General features: G+C 62.8%; 15 protein-coding genes. 9 read left to right on the top strand and 6 right to left on the bottom strand.

What is annotated here, in order from left to right:
* The first annotated feature begins 39 nt into the window (after window positions 1-39).
* From msuE to ACFZAI_RS14260, 3 genes are all read left to right on the top strand, one after another.
* On the top strand, window positions 40-621 hold the full coding sequence (gene msuE, locus ACFZAI_RS14270; protein ID WP_391567857.1) for an FMN reductase: 582 nt from the start codon (window positions 40-42) through the stop codon (window positions 619-621).
* Between the two features lie 103 nt (window positions 622-724).
* Window positions 725-1,708, top strand: coding sequence for a DUF1852 domain-containing protein (locus ACFZAI_RS14265; RefSeq protein ID WP_391567470.1), 984 nt, complete (start codon window positions 725-727; stop codon window positions 1,706-1,708).
* A gap of 30 nt (window positions 1,709-1,738) precedes the next feature.
* Window positions 1,739-2,767, top strand: coding sequence for a methionine synthase (locus ACFZAI_RS14260; protein WP_100856114.1), 1,029 nt, complete (start codon window positions 1,739-1,741; stop codon window positions 2,765-2,767).
* 134 nt (window positions 2,768-2,901) lie between these two features.
* Here ACFZAI_RS14260 and ACFZAI_RS14255 read toward each other — a convergent pair whose 3' ends face one another.
* From ACFZAI_RS14255 to ACFZAI_RS14240, 4 genes are all read right to left on the bottom strand, one after another.
* Complete coding sequence (locus ACFZAI_RS14255; protein WP_391567469.1) at window positions 2,902-3,885, bottom strand: Bug family tripartite tricarboxylate transporter substrate binding protein; 984 nt, start codon at window positions 3,883-3,885, stop codon at window positions 2,902-2,904.
* A gap of 377 nt (window positions 3,886-4,262) precedes the next feature.
* Complete coding sequence (gene guaA / locus ACFZAI_RS14250) at window positions 4,263-5,855, bottom strand: glutamine-hydrolyzing GMP synthase (protein WP_046805861.1); 1,593 nt, start codon at window positions 5,853-5,855, stop codon at window positions 4,263-4,265.
* A gap of 99 nt (window positions 5,856-5,954) precedes the next feature.
* Complete coding sequence (gene guaB / locus ACFZAI_RS14245) at window positions 5,955-7,415, bottom strand: IMP dehydrogenase (protein WP_046805860.1); 1,461 nt, start codon at window positions 7,413-7,415, stop codon at window positions 5,955-5,957.
* 62 nt (window positions 7,416-7,477) lie between these two features.
* The gene (locus ACFZAI_RS14240; RefSeq protein WP_391567468.1) at window positions 7,478-7,681 is read right to left on the bottom strand and encodes a hypothetical protein; all 204 of its coding nucleotides are present in this window, start codon (window positions 7,679-7,681) and stop codon (window positions 7,478-7,480) included.
* Here ACFZAI_RS14240 and ACFZAI_RS14235 point away from each other — a divergent pair.
* From ACFZAI_RS14235 to ACFZAI_RS14220, 4 genes are all read left to right on the top strand, one after another.
* Window positions 7,680-8,297: a DUF2239 family protein gene (locus ACFZAI_RS14235; protein WP_391567467.1), complete on the top strand. Its 618-nt coding sequence runs from the start codon at window positions 7,680-7,682 to the stop codon at window positions 8,295-8,297. The genes ACFZAI_RS14240 and ACFZAI_RS14235 overlap by 2 nt on opposite strands.
* Before the next feature lie 84 nt (window positions 8,298-8,381).
* Window positions 8,382-9,752 (top strand): HdeD family acid-resistance protein, encoded by a 1,371-nt coding sequence (locus tag ACFZAI_RS14230; protein WP_391567466.1) that lies wholly within the window; start codon window positions 8,382-8,384, stop codon window positions 9,750-9,752.
* A gap of 138 nt (window positions 9,753-9,890) precedes the next feature.
* The gene (locus tag ACFZAI_RS14225; protein ID WP_391567465.1) at window positions 9,891-10,646 is read left to right on the top strand and encodes a sulfite exporter TauE/SafE family protein; all 756 of its coding nucleotides are present in this window, start codon (window positions 9,891-9,893) and stop codon (window positions 10,644-10,646) included.
* A gap of 60 nt (window positions 10,647-10,706) precedes the next feature.
* On the top strand, window positions 10,707-11,087 hold the full coding sequence (locus ACFZAI_RS14220) for a DCC1-like thiol-disulfide oxidoreductase family protein (protein WP_391567464.1): 381 nt from the start codon (window positions 10,707-10,709) through the stop codon (window positions 11,085-11,087).
* Between the two features lie 36 nt (window positions 11,088-11,123).
* On the opposite strand, the gene ACFZAI_RS14215 is transcribed toward ACFZAI_RS14220, so the two are convergent.
* On the bottom strand, window positions 11,124-12,035 hold the full coding sequence (locus ACFZAI_RS14215; RefSeq protein WP_391567463.1) for a LysR family transcriptional regulator: 912 nt from the start codon (window positions 12,033-12,035) through the stop codon (window positions 11,124-11,126).
* 188 nt (window positions 12,036-12,223) lie between these two features.
* On the opposite strand from ACFZAI_RS14215, the gene ACFZAI_RS14210 reads away from it, so the two are divergent.
* Window positions 12,224-13,219 carry a Bug family tripartite tricarboxylate transporter substrate binding protein gene (locus ACFZAI_RS14210; protein ID WP_391567462.1) on the top strand — a complete coding sequence of 332 codons (996 nt, stop codon included), beginning with the start codon at window positions 12,224-12,226 and terminating at the stop codon, window positions 13,217-13,219.
* 63 nt (window positions 13,220-13,282) lie between these two features.
* Window positions 13,283-14,248 (top strand): 2-hydroxyacid dehydrogenase, encoded by a 966-nt coding sequence (locus ACFZAI_RS14205; protein WP_391567461.1) that lies wholly within the window; start codon window positions 13,283-13,285, stop codon window positions 14,246-14,248.
* A 90-nt stretch (window positions 14,249-14,338) separates the two neighbouring features.
* Here ACFZAI_RS14205 and ACFZAI_RS14200 read toward each other — a convergent pair whose 3' ends face one another.
* Window positions 14,339-14,740 (bottom strand): hypothetical protein, encoded by a 402-nt coding sequence (locus tag ACFZAI_RS14200; RefSeq protein ID WP_391567460.1) that lies wholly within the window; start codon window positions 14,738-14,740, stop codon window positions 14,339-14,341.
* Between the last annotated feature and the right edge of the window lie 195 nt (window positions 14,741-14,935).

Genomic DNA, 14,935 nt, shown 5'->3' with positions numbered 1-14,935 from the left:
AGATGCGGCGCCGGGCAGATTCATTCATGTAAAGCAAAGATGACACGTCCACTCCGTCTAGTCGCAGTTTCCGGCGGACTGCAACGCCCCTCCAAGTCAGCGGCCCTGGCAGAGCACCTGCTGGATCTGATCGCCGACGACGTCCCGTGCGAACAGCACCTGGTTGAACTGGGCCAGCTCGCCCCGCAACTTGCTGGCGCCGTCTGGCGCTCGCAATTGCCCGACACGGTGGAGCGCGAGCTTGGCGCGGTCGAACAAGCCGACATCCTGGTGGTGACCACGCCGGTCTACCGCGGCTCGTATACGGGGCTGTTCAAGCACTTCTTCGACTTCATTCATCAGGACGCTTTGATCGACAAGCCCGTCTTGTTGGCGGCCACCGGCGGCAGCGAACGCCATGCCTTGATGATCGACCACCAGTTGCGGCCGCTGTTCAGCTTCTTCCAGGCACGCACCTTGCCGCTGGGCGTCTACGCGACCGACAAGGATTTTGCCGACTACCGCGTGCAGGACCTGGCCCTGCTCGAACGGGCCAGACTGGCGGTCCAGCGCGCATTGCCCTTCATCGAATTGATGCGCCATTCACGCACCGCCGCCGCAGAAGAAGCCGTCGCGGCCTGACGCAAAGCCCGTTCAAGCGCCGCCCGCAGCGGCGATAGCGTCCGCCGCCACGCGGCAGCCGGACTTCGTATTCCTTTCGCCCAAATCAGCACCCCCCAACACCATGAGCAACGCGTTCACATTCAACATCAAGAGCATTCCTTTTGATGAAAATTATCAGCCCTCCGACAGCACACGCATCACGACCAACTTCGCCAATCTGGCCCGGGGCGCGAGCCGCCAGGAGAATCTGCGCAACACGCTGAAGATGATCGACAGGCGCTTCAATAATCTGGCGCATTGGGACAACCCAAAGGGGGATCGCTACACGGTCGAACTCGAGATTATCTCCGTTGAGATGAACATCGCCGCCAACGCCGGCAGCGCTGTCTTTCCGCTGATTGAAATCCTGAAGACCAATATCGTCGACCGCCAGAACAACGAACGCATCGAAGGGATCGTCGGGAATAACTTCTCTTCGTACGTGCGCGACTACGACTTCAGCGTGCTTTTGCAAGAGCACAACAAGAACAAATCCACGTTCAGCTCGCCTGACGGTTTCGGCGATCTGCACGGCAAGCTGTTCAAGCACTTTGTCAGCTCCAGCGCTTACCAAGAGCGGTTCAGCAAACCGCCGGTTATCTGCATCAGCGCCTCGAGCAGCAAGACGTACCTGCGCACTGAAAATCAGCACCCCATCCTGGGCGTTGAATATCAACAAAACGAATTCTCGCCCACGGACCAGTACTTCGAAAAAATGGGCTTGCAGGTCCGTTACTTCATGCCCCCGGGCAGCGCCGCGCCGTTGGCCTTCTACTTTCAGGGCGACCTGCTTGGCCACTACACGAATCTTGAGCTGATCAGCATCATCAGCACGATGGAAACGTTTCAGAAGATTTACCGCCCCGAGATCTACAACGCCAATTCCGCTGCGGGGAAGCTTTATCAACCGAGCCTGAAGAATCAGGATTACTCGCTGACGCAGATTGTCTATGACCGCGAAGAGCGCAGCCAGCTCGCCGTGAAGCAGGGAAAGTTCACGGAAGAGCACTTCATCAAGCCCTACAAGCACGTGCTGGAAAGCTGGGCCGCCAACTACGCGCGCTAATCACTGAGAAAACACACGAGACCCCTGATCATGAAAAAACTACTGCCCACCTCCACCGCCGGCAGCCTGCCCAAGCCTTCGTGGCTTGCACAGCCTGAAAAACTTTGGTCGCCTTGGAAACTGCAAGACGACGAGCTGATCGAGGGCAAGCAAGACGCCTTGCGGCTGGCGCTGCAAGAACAACAGCACGCGGGCATTGATATCGTCAGCGACGGCGAGCAAACCCGTCAGCACTTTGTCACGACGTTCATCGAGCATCTCGACGGCGTCGATTTCGAAAAGCGCGAAACCGTTCGCATCCGTGATCGCTATGACGCGAGCGTGCCGACCGTGGTGGGCGCCGTCAGCCGTCAGAAGCCGGTGTTCGTGGAAGACGCCAAATTCCTGCGTCAGCAAACCAAGCAACCCATCAAGTGGGCGCTGCCAGGCCCCATGACGATGATCGACACGCTGTACGACGCGCACTACAAGAGTCGGGAAAAACTGGCCTGGGAATTCGCCAAGATCCTGAACCAGGAAGCCCGCGAATTGGAAGCCGCGGGCGTGGACATCATCCAATTCGATGAACCGGCGTTCAACGTGTTCTTCGACGAGGTCAACGATTGGGGCATCGCCACGCTGGAACGGGCGATTGAAGGCCTGAAATGCGAAACCGCCGTGCATATCTGCTACGGCTACGGCATCAAGGCCAACACCGACTGGAAGAAGACGCTGGGCTCCGAGTGGCGTCAGTACGAGGAATCGTTCCCCAAGCTGCAGAAGTCCAATATCGACATCATTTCGCTGGAATGCCACAACTCGCACGTGCCGATCGATCTGCTCGAACTGGTTCGCGGCAAAAAGGTGATGGTGGGCGCCATTGACGTGGCCAGCGATAAGGTTGAAACGCCGGAAGAAGTGGCCAATACGCTGAGAAAGGCGCTGAAGTTTGTGGACGCCGACAAGCTGTATCCGTGCACGAACTGCGGCATGGCGCCGTTGTCGCGGGCTATTGCGAAGGGCAAGCTGCTCGCTTTGAGCGAAGGCGCGGAAATCGTTCGCAAGGAACTGTTGGGCTGATGCGCCATGGTGTCAGACTGCACGTTGTGCGCCAGGGTGTCAGACTGCATGTTGCGCTCGCATCGGCGACATTGCAGTCTGACACCTGATTTCTTGCTGGCACCGGCGGCATGGCAGTCTGACACCTGATTTCTCTACTGTTCCTTCAGCCCCAACGACTTCATCAATGGGGCGAACAATTTCTTCTCGTCCTGCACACGCGCGGCGTAGTCGGCCACGCTTAGCGGTAGCGCCTCAGCGCCGGCGTCCAGGAAGCGCGCCTTGATCTCCGGCCGCGCCAGCACCTTGTTGATTTCGCCATTCATGCGAGCGACCACATCATCGCGGGTGCCGGCGGCGGCATACACGCCGAACAGGCTGTCCGCGAAAACGCCGTCAATGCCGGCCTCAGAAAAGGTGCGGATGTCGGGCGCGACAGCAGCCCGTTGCCGGCTCGCCACCGCCAGCACCTTCAGCTTGCCCGCTTGCACCATGGGAAAGACCGTGGCCGGTCCAAACGCAAAGTCGATCTGGCCCGCGGCCAGGTCTTGTATCGCCGGCGCCACGCCGCGATATGGCGCATGGGTGGCCTGCATGCCGGTAGCCTGCTTGAGCAGCTCGCCTGCCAGATGCGGCGTCGTGCCGTTGCCGGCCGACCCATAGTTAAGCGGATTGGGCTGCTTGCGCGCGTATTCGACGAAGGCTTCGAGCGTATCAACGCCCAGCGAGGACCGGACGAACAGGAACAACTGGCTGTTGGCCAACAAGGCGACCGGCCGCAGGTCACGCTGCGGATCGAACGGCATGCTGGCGAACATCAGCGGGTTGACCGACTCGGTGGTCGATGGATTGAGCAAGAAGGTATGGTTGTCTCCTCCGTTGCGCACGACCTCGGCGCCCGCCAGGTTGCCGCCCGCGCCGCCCCGATTCTCAACGATAACGGTCTGCTTCAAGCCCTCGGCCAAATGCGGCTGCACCGTGCGCGCCAGCACGTCGACCAGCCCGCCAGGGGCCAGCCCCACGACCAGGCGCACCGGCTTGTTGGGCCAGGCCTGAGACGGCGTTTGCGCTTGGCTGCCCGTCGCCCAGCCCGTCAGCGCCAGCATCATCACGGCCAGGCAATGTCTACGCAGCAGCATGCGATTCTCCTATGGGGCGCCACCGCGCGATCCTGCGTACGGTGCGTCAGGTGCCGCACCCCGGTGAACCACCTTGATGCCTCATCACGGTGGAGCCCTGCATCTGGCGCTTATTCTTCACAAAAGTTTAAGCATAAAGAATCCCGGATAACCCTAGTTTGCTGGCGACGAGCAAGCGGGGCTTGGCGAGACTGCTTTGCATGCGAACAAAAAAACGGGAGGACTCGAATTCGAGTCCTCCCGTTCTTATTTCCACGTCTACCGCCAAGCGTTTTCGCGGATCAGAAATATCCGCTGACTTTCGGCCTAATGTACTGATTGAATATCAAACCGTTCTGGCGATTGAAGGCCGCTAGCGGCCGCCAAGCCGACAGACGTTATTCCCACTCAATCGTCGCCGGCGGCTTGCTCGACACGTCATACACCACGCGATTAATTCCGCGCACTTCATTAATGATCCGCGAAGAAACGCGAGCCAGCAGCGGGTGCGGCAGCGGCGCCCAATCGGCGGTCATGAAGTCGAACGTCTGGACCGCACGCAGCGCCACAACGTACTCATACGTCCGGCCATCGCCCATCACGCCCACCGACTTCACCGGCAGGAACACGGCAAACGCTTGCGACGTCAGCTCGTACCAAGTCAGGCCACTGGCCTCATCCTTGGTATTGCGCAGTTCTTCAATGAAGATCGCATCCGCACGGCGCAGCAGTTCAGCATATTCATGCTTCACTTCGCCCAGAATGCGCACGCCCAGACCCGGACCGGGGAACGGGTGGCGGTAGACCATCTGCGGCGGCAGGCCCAAGGCCACGCCCAGTTCGCGGACTTCGTCCTTGAACAGTTCGCGCAGGGGTTCCAGCAGTTGCAGGTTCAGCGTGTCCGGCAGGCCGCCCACGTTGTGGTGCGACTTGATCGACGTGGCCTTGCCCGTCTTGGCGCCAGCGGATTCGATGACGTCGGGGTAGATCGTGCCCTGGGCCAGCCACTTGGCGCTTTGCTGCTTGCCGGCTTGTTCCTGGAACACTTCGACGAATTCGCGGCCGATGATCTTGCGCTTGGCTTCGGGGTCCGCCACGCCAGACAGCTTGCCCATGAATTGGGCGGTGGCGTCGACGTGAATGATCTTCACGCCCATGTTTTCGGCGAAGGTCTGCATGACCTGTTTGCCTTCGTCCAGGCGCAACAGGCCGTGGTCGACGAACACGCAGGTGAGCTGGTCGCCGATGGCCTTGTGGATCAGGGCGGCGGCTACCGAGGAATCCACGCCGCCGGAAAGGCCCAGAATGACTTCGTCGGTGCCGACTTGCTCGCGGATGCGGGCGACGGCTTCGGCGACGTAGTCGGGCATGTTCCAGTCGCCCTGGCATTCGCAGATCTCGTTCACAAAGCGGGCCAGCATGGCCTTGCCTTGGACGGTGTGCGTGACTTCGGGGTGGAACTGGACGGCGTAGAAACGGCGGTCTTCGTCGGCCATGCCGGCGATGGGGCACGACGGCGTGGACGCCATCAGCTTGAAGCCCGGGGGCAGCTCAGTGACCTTGTCGCCGTGGCTCATCCAGACCTTCAGCATGCCGTGGCCTTCGGGCGTGGTGAAGTCGTCCAGGCCTTCCAGCAGCTTGGTGTGGCCGTGGGCGCGGACTTCGGCGTAGCCGAATTCACGGTGGTCCGAGAAGCTGACCACGCCGCCCAGTTGCTGCGCCATGGACTGCATGCCGTAGCAGATGCCCAGCACCGGCACGCCAAGTTCGAAGACGGCGTGCGGCACGCGCATCGAGCCTTCTTCGTAGGCGGACGCGTGGCTGCCGGACAGGATGATGCCCTTCAAGCCTTGCGCCATCTGGTCGCGCACGAAGGCGTCGTCGACGTCGCCGGGGTGCACTTCGGAATAGACGCCGGCTTCGCGGACGCGGCGGGCAATCAGTTGGGTGACTTGCGAACCGTAATCAAGAATGAGGATGCGCTGGTGCATTGAGCTCTACCGATTAAATAAAACCGCACCGGCAGAACCGCTATTGTGAATGCGATTCTGCCGGTGCGTGATGCATGACATTGTCGTTGACTGTACGGATCAGTCGGCGCGGTAGTTAGGCGCTTCCTTGGTGATCTGCACGTCGTGGACGTGGGACTCGCGCACGCCGGCGGAGGTGATCTCCACGAATTCGGCTTTGGTGCGCATGTCGTCAATGGTGGCGGCGCCGCAGTAGCCCATCGAGGCGCGGATGCCGCCGACCAGTTGGTAAATGATGGCCAGCACGCTGCCCTTGTAGGGAACGCGGCCTTCGATGCCTTCGGGGACCAGCTTGTCGGCGTTGTTGGCCGGGTCCTGGAAGTAGCGGTCGGCCGAGCCGTCCGTCATGGCGCCCAGGCTGCCCATGCCGCGGTACGACTTGTACGAACGGCCTTGGAACAACACGACTTCGCCCGGAGCTTCTTCCGTGCCGGCGAACATGCCGCCCATCATGCACGAGAACGCGCCGGCGGCCAGCGCCTTGGCGACGTCGCCCGAGTAGCGGATGCCGCCGTCGGCGATGAGCGGAACGCCCGTGCCTTCCAGCGCCTTGGCCACTTCGGAAATGGCATGGATTTGCGGCACGCCTACGCCAGCGACGATACGCGTGGTGCAGATGGAGCCGGGGCCGATACCGACCTTGACGCCGTCGGCGCCGTACTCGACCAGCGCGCGCGCGGCGGCGGCGGTGGCGATGTTGCCGCCAATGACTTCAACCTTGGGGTAGTTCTGCTTGACCCAGCGCACGCCTTCCAGCACGCCCTTGGAGTGGCCGTGCGCGGTGTCGACGATCAGGACGTCAACGCCAGCAGCAACCAGCTTTTCCACGCGCTCTTCGGTGCCTGCGCCCACGCCAACCGCTGCGCCAACGCGCAACTGGCCTTGGCCGTCTTTGCTGGCCATCGGGTGTTCGGTATTCTTGACGATGTCTTTGACGGTGGCCAGGCCACGCAACTCAAAGCCGTCGTTCACGATCAGCACGCGTTCCAGACGGTGCTTGTGCATCAGGGCCTGCGCTTCGTCCAGCGTGGCGCCTTCCTTCATGGTGACCAGGCGTTCCTGCGGCGTCATGATGTTGCGCAGGGGCTGATCCAGGTTTTCTTCGAAACGCAGATCGCGGTTGGTCACGATGCCGACCAGCTTGCGGCCTTCAACCACCGGCAGGCCCGAAATGCCATGCTGGCGCTGCAACGCAATGGCGTCGCGCACTTTCATTTGGGGGGTGACGGTGACCGGATCGATCACGATGCCGAATTCGTGGCGCTTCACGCGAGCCACTTCACGGGCTTGCTGATCGGCAGTCAAATTCTTGTGGATGATCCCGATGCCGCCCTCTTGCGCCATGGCGATGGCCAGACGCGATTCGGTGACGGTGTCCATGGCGGCGGACACAAGCGGGATATTCAGGCTGATATTGCGGGTCAGGCGGGTGGCCAGGGAGGTGTCGCGCGGCAACACCTCGGAATACGCAGGCACCAACAACACATCGTCGAAGGTGAGCGCTTTTTGAACGAGACGCATGGGTAACTCCGGGCGCAAAGCAAGATTATACGCCGCCCGGATGTTTTGCCTAGGTGTTGACCCTAGGTTTGTACGGAATTTTTGCGACGGCGGCGCCGCTGAACCGGCACCAGAACGCCGATAATCCGACCCCGTTTTATAGCCTTGTTGTCGACATTCAACAAGGCAATATTTTTACCCGGATTATATTGACGATTATTTTTACCCGGATCATAATCCGCTCCGTGATTGATTTTGCGATCAAACGAATCGGAACCGGACATCATGACAACCCACCCTACTCCGCGCTACACCGCCTTTGACGGCCACCGCATTCTGGCCGCCGGCCCGCTCGCCGACGTCGCGCTAGCAGTGAAACGCGCCATGCACGCAAGCCACGGCAACCCCCTGGTGTTCAACGACTGCACCGGCCAGCAGACCGACCTGGATCTGCACGGCGACGACGCCGACATCATTGCGCGCCACGCTCAAGCCCCGGCCGGCAGCGCGCCCCCGGCGCAAGCAGACGCCGCCGAAACGCCCGACGCGCCGCCGCGCGGACGCGGCCGTCCCAAGCTGGGCGTGGTGCCGCGCGAAGTGACGCTGCTGCCGCGCCACTGGGACTGGCTGGGCGCGCAACCCGGTGGCGCATCTGTTGCGCTGCGCAAGCTGGTGGAGCAGGCACGCCGCGACAACGAGGCGCAAGACCGGCAGCGGCAACAGCAAGAGGCCGCGTATCGCTTCATGTCCAGCATGGCGGGCGACCTGCCCGGCTTCGAAGAGGCCACGCGCGCGCTGTATGCGGGGGACGAAAGCCGCTTTGTTCAGTGCGTGAAATCATGGCCGCAAGATGTGCGCGGCTACGCCATGAGCCTGGCCTGGCCGGCGCAAACAGCGGCCTGATCGCTACGAATTCCTGATCGGCAACCCGGCAAGGTTTCGGTACGATGCTGACTTCAGCCGACCCACCTCCACCGGATTGCTGGCATGCCACAACTCGTATTGCTGTTGTTGGGAGTTCCGTATCTGCGCAAGCGTTGGCGTGCTTTGGCGGGCGCGGGCGTGATCTTTCTATTGGCGGGCATCTTTCTCTTGATCGATGCGCTGGACAACGCCCTGTACTTTCCGCTGAAGGTGTTCGCCGTGCTCTTCATCATCGAAGGGCTGGCCACCTTATTGATTGCGTCAAGCGGCGTGGGCGGTCAGCGCGTGCTGCGCTACGCCAAGGGGATGTTCGTGTTGCTGGCAGGCGGTTTGATTCTGGCCGGCCAGCATCATGGGCACTTCGTGCTGTCGATGATCTTCGGCTTGCTGTTCCTGGTTGATGGCGTGCTGCAATGCCTGGCCGCGTACGTCGTGCGCTACAGCCGCTGGCGCTATGCGTTTGCAGGCGGCATCGGCGAAATTCTGCTGGCCATCTTTTTCTTTCAGCCCTACCCCACCAATTACGTTGGCACACTGCCCTACTGCCTGGGCCTGTTCCTGTGCATTGCGGCAATCAAGCTGCTGTGGCTGGCGCGGCGCGTGCGGCATCTGGCGTCCAACCCGGCTTTTGCGGAAAACGATTCATCCGACTTCATGCCGGCCTCGCCCGCCGCCCCCGCCCCGGTGTGGGATGGGCCGCCCAGCGATTCCGAACGCGCGCTGACGGTGCACGTGTGGACGCCGTCGGGGTCGGCCAAAGCGCAAACGCGCAACTACCCGTTGGTTGACCGCTACATCGCCGCGGTAGACGTGAACGGCGTTATCTCGACCGGCCACGCCGCGCTGGAATCGCCCGAAGGCATTTACATCAGCCTGTACCCCAGAGACGAAATCGACCGCTCGCCCGACGAGTTCGGCAACCTGCTGCGCGCTACCGCCGAGAACGATATCCCCGGCGTGTACCAGCCGGATTACGCCACCGAATCCCAAGCCTGGTGCCCGTCCACCACACGGGTACGCATTCGGAACTACGACGCCGAAAAGCTTGCCGCGTTCTGGAACGTGTACCGGCAGACCAGCACCTACAACCTGACGCACCGCAATTGTTCAAGCTCGGTTGCGCGCGCCTTGGACGCGGCGTTGGACGGTGTGGTGGGACGGCTGCATGGCAGCCAGGCCGGTTGGCGCGTGCTGATCCGGCTGTTGTTGACGCCTGAATTGTGGGTGGCGTCGCAGATACGCAAACGCGCGCTGACGATGGCGTGGACGCCCGGGCTGACGCTGGACTACGCCCGCGCCATGAGCATGCTGGCTGACCCGCGGCCATTTGGCTGGTGGAAGATGTCGCAGGCGGCGCTGCGCCGCATCGCTGAACTGCGCGCCAACTGGCGCCAGCAGGACCGCGACGCGCCGCTGCGCCGGCCGCCGGCCTGAACGCCCGCCCGCAAACATCAGCCCCACCTTATCCCTCCATCAAGAAATCGAATTTTTTCCTTATGGGTCTGAAGCAGAATGTTTTCAGCCCGCCGTCGGCAAGATGCGCGAGGCGCCCATAACAATTCGAGGATGACGATGGATTCGGTGTATTTGGTCGTGGTGGTTGGGGCGGTAGCCGCAGGGTTTGTGCAAGGCCTGTCGGGCTTTGGATTCGGGCTGGTCGCCATGTCGTTCTGGGCCTGGGCGCTGGAGCCGCGGCTGGCGGCCACTCTTGCGGTGTTCGGCGCGCTGGTGGGCCAGGTGCTTGCCGCGGTCACGGTTCGGCGCGGTTTCAATCTCAAGCAATTGGCTCCCTTCGTGCTGGGCGGGCTGGCCGGCATTCCGCTGGGCGTGGCCGTGCTGCCCCATCTGGACATGGACTGGTTCAAGGCCATGCTGGGCGCATTTTTGATGGTGTGGTGCCCCGCCATGCTGCTGGCTCGCAACATCCCCAAGATCACGGCGGGCGGACGCGCGGCCGACGGCGCGGTCGGTTTTTCGGGTGGCGTGCTGGCGGGCATCGGCGGGTTTTCGGGAACCTTGCCCACGCTGTGGTGCACGCTGCGCGGCTATGAAAAGGACAAGCAGCGCGCCATCATCCAGAATTTCAACTTGTCGATGCTGGCCGTGACGATGGGCACGTACCTTGCTACGGGCATCGTCACCCGCGACATGCTTCCGCTGTTCGCCATCGTGGCGCCCGCGATGCTGGTGCCCACGCTGCTGGGCGCCAAGCTTTATATCGGGATCAGCGAGGCGCGCTTTCGGCAGATTGTGCTGGGCCTGCTGACGCTATCCGGCGTCGCGCTGCTGGCGGCGTCGGCGCCGCGGCTGATCGAACGGCTGGCCTGAATTCCCCGCTGGCCGCTCGTTGCGCTTTAATGGACCCGTGCATTTCAACCAAGGAGCATCATGTCTACGCCCAAGAATTTCCTGCTCTACGACGGTGACTGCCCCTTCTGCTCGAACTATGTGCGGATGCTGCAATTGCAAAAAGCGGTGGGCCCGATCGAGCTGCTCAATATGCGCGACCACCCTGATCTGGCCGTGGCCTACAAGGCGCAAGGGTATGACCTGAACCAAGGCATGCTGCTGCATCTGGACGGCCAGGATTATTGGGGCGCCGACTGCATCAACCGGCTGGCGCTGCTTAGCACCGGCAACGATCTCTTCAATAGCGTGAACGCCGCCGTCTTCCGCAACCCCTGCCTGTCGACCACGCTGTACCCCTTCATGCGCACGGGCCGCAGCTTGGCGTTGACCTTGCTGGGCAAGAAGAAGATGCAGATGTAGGCAAGAGGCGACGCGCCACACGCAGCACGCGCGCCCTCAGACAGGCGACTTGCGCCCTGGCGGTTCCACGGTGTCAATGCCCACCACGCGTGTCAGGAAGGCGTCCAGCGCCGGGTTGTCGTGCTGCGCATGCCACGCCAGATACATGTCCGCATACAGATTGCGTTGGCCAATCGGCCGGAATTCGACCCCATCGAAACGCAGTTCACGCGCCGAATCCGGCACGATGCCCACGCCCAGCCCCGCGCGCACCAACGCCAGCAGCGTATGGGTTTGCCCTGCCCGCTGTACATAGTCGGGCTGCACATCGGCCAGCCCAAACGCCCCCACGATGCGGTCATAAAAGTACTTCCCTTCGCGCGGCGAATACAGCACGAAGGGTTGGCCCTGCAACAGGCGCAGCGGCACGGTCTCGTGTTCGCACAGGGGCGACCCGGCGGGCAGCGCCAGCACCAGGGGTTCGCGCTCAATCAAGCGGGATTCGATACCCGCCTGCTGCGGCACGCTGCGCGCCAGAATGGCGTCCAGCTCGCGCGCGACCAGCAAGCGGTCAAGATCGGTGCTGACGGTTTCGCGCAGCTGAATCTCAACGCCCGCCAAGAGCTTGCGCGCCTGCATGATCATCGACGGCATCAAGCGGTACGACGCCACGGCGGTAAAGCCCAGCGTGATGTGGCCGGCCTCTCCGCCTGACGTGCGCCGCGCGGTGGCGGCCGCGCGCGCGGAAAATTCCAGCAAGTGGCGCGCATCGCGCAGAAAGCGCCGGCCTGCGGCGCTGAGCAGCACTTGGCGGCTATTGCGTTCGAACAGCGTCACGCCCAGATCCTGTTCCAACAGCTGAATCTGGCGCGAGAGCGGCGGCTGCGTCATGCAGAGCCGTTCAGCAGCCCGGCCAAAGTGCAGTTCTTCGGCAACCGCAATGAAACACTCAAGCTGACGGAATTCCATCGATTCAATCCTTGAATTGATCAATGCTATTTATAGCTCGAACGGCTATCCATCGAAAGCCGTTTCTATACTCCGAAAAAAAGGCCGCACACCGGCCCGCAAGACCCAAAGGAGCATCACCGCAGCACGAAGTTTTCGCGGCGCAAGCCGCGGGCCAACCCAAAACTCACCCAAAAAAGAGAAGAGACATGGAGACAACCCCCATCGCCCGACCCCGCGTCCGGCTCATCGCCGCGGCGCTGGCCCTGGCCGCCACCGCCGCGTTGCCCTGGAGCGCCCACGCGGCTGGCTACCCCGAACGGCCGATCAATCTGATCGTGCCGTTTTCGCCAGGCGGCGGCACGGATATTTCGGCGCGTCTGTTGGCGGCCGCGCTAGGCGACAAGCTCGCGTCGTCGGTGGTGGTAGACAACCGCCCGGGCGCGGGCGGGCAGATCGCCGCCGATCTGGTCGCGCGTTCGCAGGCTGATGGCTACACGCTGCTGTTCGCCAACTCGGGCATGCTGGCGATCAACCCATGGATCTACAAATTGCATTCCGACCCGGCCACCGCGTTCGCGCCGGTGTCATTGTTCTCGGACCTGCCTTTCGTACTGGTCGTGCCGACCAACCTGCCTGCCAAGAACGTGGCGGACCTGGTCAAGCTGGCCAAAGCTGAACCGGGCAAGCACACGTTTGCCAGTTCCGGCACGGGCGGGGCGCCGCACTTGTCGGGCGAAATCTTCCAGCAGGCAACCGGCGTGGATTTGATGCACGTGCCCTATAAGGGTGGCGGCCCCGCCATGACCGACCTGATGGCCGGACGCGTCGACATGCTGTTCGCGTCCGTGCTGGAGACCATGCCATACGTCACCGGCGGCAAGCTGCGTGCGCTGGCGGTCACGGGCGCAACGCGCTCGCCCGCCATGCCGGACGTGCCGACCATCGACGAAGCCGGGGTGAAGAACGCGCAATCGGGTTCGTGGACGGCCGTGCTGGCGCCCGCCGGCACGCCGCCTGCCGTCATTGAAAAGCTGTCGCAAGCGATTCGCGACATCACCGCCGACCCCGCCATGAAAACCAAGCTGGAGTCGCAAGGCGCCGTGGCGCACGGCTCCACCCCGCAGCAGTTGCAAGCGCTGGCCGCAAGCGAACGCGCGCGCTACGGGCAGATCATCAAGACCCGCAATATTCAAACTAATTGACCTACCCCCGGCGGCCCGGTCTCCGGGCCAACTCAACCCGCCCTTTCCGATTAAGCCGTATCCATGACAGATTCCCTGCCTTCCTCCGCCGCCCACCTGCTGATGGTCGGCCCCTTGCTGCCTGATCTGGTGGCGGACCTTGAGTCGCGCTACCACGTGCATCGCCTGTGGGAAGCCGCCGACGCCAACGCGCTGCTGCGCGAACACGGCGCGTCCATACGCGGCATCGCCACCAGCGGCCGCTTTGGCGCCACGCGCGAATTGATCAACGCACTGCCCGCGCTGGAAGGCATTTTCAGTTTTGGCGTGGGCTACGACACCATCGACCTGGCCGCCGCCAAAGAACGCGGCGTGGTCGTCACGAACACGCCGGGCGTGCTGGACGCCTGCGTGGCCGACACCGCGTTGGCCTTGATGCTGGCCGCGCCGCGCCGCATCGCCGAAGCCGACCGTTTCGTGCGCGCCGGCCGCTGGCCCAATGAAGGTTTTCCGCTGGGCACCCGCATGAGCGGCAAGCGCTGCGGCATTGTCGGCCTGGGCAATATCGGCTTGCAGATCGCACGCCGCGCTGCCGCCTTTGATATGGAAATTCTGTACACGAACCGCAAGCCGCGCGCCGACGCCCCCGCGGAGTACCGCTACGTGCCGGACATCGAAACACTGGCCGCCGAGTGCGACTTTCTGGTGCTGGCCGTGCCGGGCGGCGCCGCCACGCGCCACATGGTGAACGCGCGCGTGCTGGACGCGCTGGGCGCGAAAGGCTGGCTGATCAACATCGCGCGCGGCACCGTCGTAGACGAAGCCGCGCTGGTCAGCGCCTTGCAGGGCAAGCGTATCGCCGGTGCGGGCCTGGACGTGTTCGAACACGAACCCGCCACCCCGGACGCGTTCAACGCGATGGACAACGTCGTGCTGCTGCCGCACATCGCCAGCGGCACGCACGAAACCCGCCGCGCCATGGCCGACCTGATGGTGGCCAACCTGGACGGCTGGTTCCGGGAAGAGAAAGTGCTGACGCGCGTTGTCTAGAACGTGCGCGTCATCTAGAACGTCCGCGTCGCTTGCATCGTGCGCGTCAAGCTGGCGGCGCTGTCGAACGGGCAGCGCGCGCCGCCTAGTCTATTCGCTGACCCACTTCAACTCCGGCGACGGCGCGCCTTCTTGTTGGAAGTACAGGATGGCCGCCGCGGCCAGCTCGCGGCTCACGCATTGATATTGCTGGTAGCTGCCTGACTGGCCGCCCACCACCACGTCTTCATCGTGATCTTCCGAGCGCGACGGATCAATCAGCGTATAGATGCGCGCGTCGTCGTCCAGCGTGATTGACACCACGAACGTGCCCGCGCCGCCTCCCACCGCCATGACGGTTTCGTCTTCGGTCACAAACGCGATGGAACTGAACTCTGCGCCGTCCAATTGATCCAGCGCGGCAAGCGCTTCGGCCTCGGACGGATCGGCGCGTTCGCGAACGGCCGCCCGGTCGCCCTGGCGCCGTTCTTCTATGAGTTTTTTTATTTTCATGGTCGTAAAAGCCCCTGGTAATGCGCGCCGGGCCTCCCGCTTGGGCCGGCGTCTGATTAGCGCCGCGTCCTGACAATCAGCACGGCGGCGTTCGCCAGTCTACCGGCTATACGCCGCAGGCGGGGTCCGACCTGTGCGGCCTGTTGCAATTGACCGCTGGAAGCCCCGCCGCGCCAGGCGTAACGTAGTTGCACG

Origin of the sequence: Achromobacter sp. NPDC008082, assembly GCF_042957345.1 — a bacterium.
Lineage (GTDB): Bacteria > Pseudomonadota > Gammaproteobacteria > Burkholderiales > Burkholderiaceae_B > Achromobacter > Achromobacter kerstersii_A.
The sequence above is the reverse complement of the archived record's forward strand: the minus strand, read 5'-3'. Positions and strand labels throughout refer to the sequence as shown.

Bases quoted from the DNA above. Each gene is read 5' to 3' on its own strand.
- msuE (WP_391567857.1), top strand. From the start codon at position 40: ATGACACGTCCACTCCGTCTAGTCGCAGTTTCCGGCGGACTGCAACGC.
- ACFZAI_RS14265 (WP_391567470.1), top strand. From the start codon at position 725: ATGAGCAACGCGTTCACATTCAACATCAAGAGCATTCCTTTTGATGAA.
- ACFZAI_RS14260 (WP_100856114.1), top strand. From the start codon at position 1,739: ATGAAAAAACTACTGCCCACCTCCACCGCCGGCAGCCTGCCCAAGCCT.
- ACFZAI_RS14255 (WP_391567469.1), bottom strand. From the start codon at position 3,885: ATGCTGCTGCGTAGACATTGCCTGGCCGTGATGATGCTGGCGCTGACG.
- guaA (WP_046805861.1), bottom strand. From the start codon at position 5,855: ATGCACCAGCGCATCCTCATTCTTGATTACGGTTCGCAAGTCACCCAA.
- guaB (WP_046805860.1), bottom strand. From the start codon at position 7,415: ATGCGTCTCGTTCAAAAAGCGCTCACCTTCGACGATGTGTTGTTGGTG.
- ACFZAI_RS14235 (WP_391567467.1), top strand. From the start codon at position 7,680: ATGACAACCCACCCTACTCCGCGCTACACCGCCTTTGACGGCCACCGC.
- ACFZAI_RS14240 (WP_391567468.1), bottom strand. From the start codon at position 7,681: ATGATGTCCGGTTCCGATTCGTTTGATCGCAAAATCAATCACGGAGCG.
- ACFZAI_RS14230 (WP_391567466.1), top strand. From the start codon at position 8,382: ATGCCACAACTCGTATTGCTGTTGTTGGGAGTTCCGTATCTGCGCAAG.
- ACFZAI_RS14225 (WP_391567465.1), top strand. From the start codon at position 9,891: ATGGATTCGGTGTATTTGGTCGTGGTGGTTGGGGCGGTAGCCGCAGGG.
- ACFZAI_RS14220 (WP_391567464.1), top strand. From the start codon at position 10,707: ATGTCTACGCCCAAGAATTTCCTGCTCTACGACGGTGACTGCCCCTTC.
- ACFZAI_RS14215 (WP_391567463.1), bottom strand. From the start codon at position 12,035: ATGGAATTCCGTCAGCTTGAGTGTTTCATTGCGGTTGCCGAAGAACTG.
- ACFZAI_RS14210 (WP_391567462.1), top strand. From the start codon at position 12,224: ATGGAGACAACCCCCATCGCCCGACCCCGCGTCCGGCTCATCGCCGCG.
- ACFZAI_RS14205 (WP_391567461.1), top strand. From the start codon at position 13,283: ATGACAGATTCCCTGCCTTCCTCCGCCGCCCACCTGCTGATGGTCGGC.
- ACFZAI_RS14200 (WP_391567460.1), bottom strand. From the start codon at position 14,740: ATGAAAATAAAAAAACTCATAGAAGAACGGCGCCAGGGCGACCGGGCG.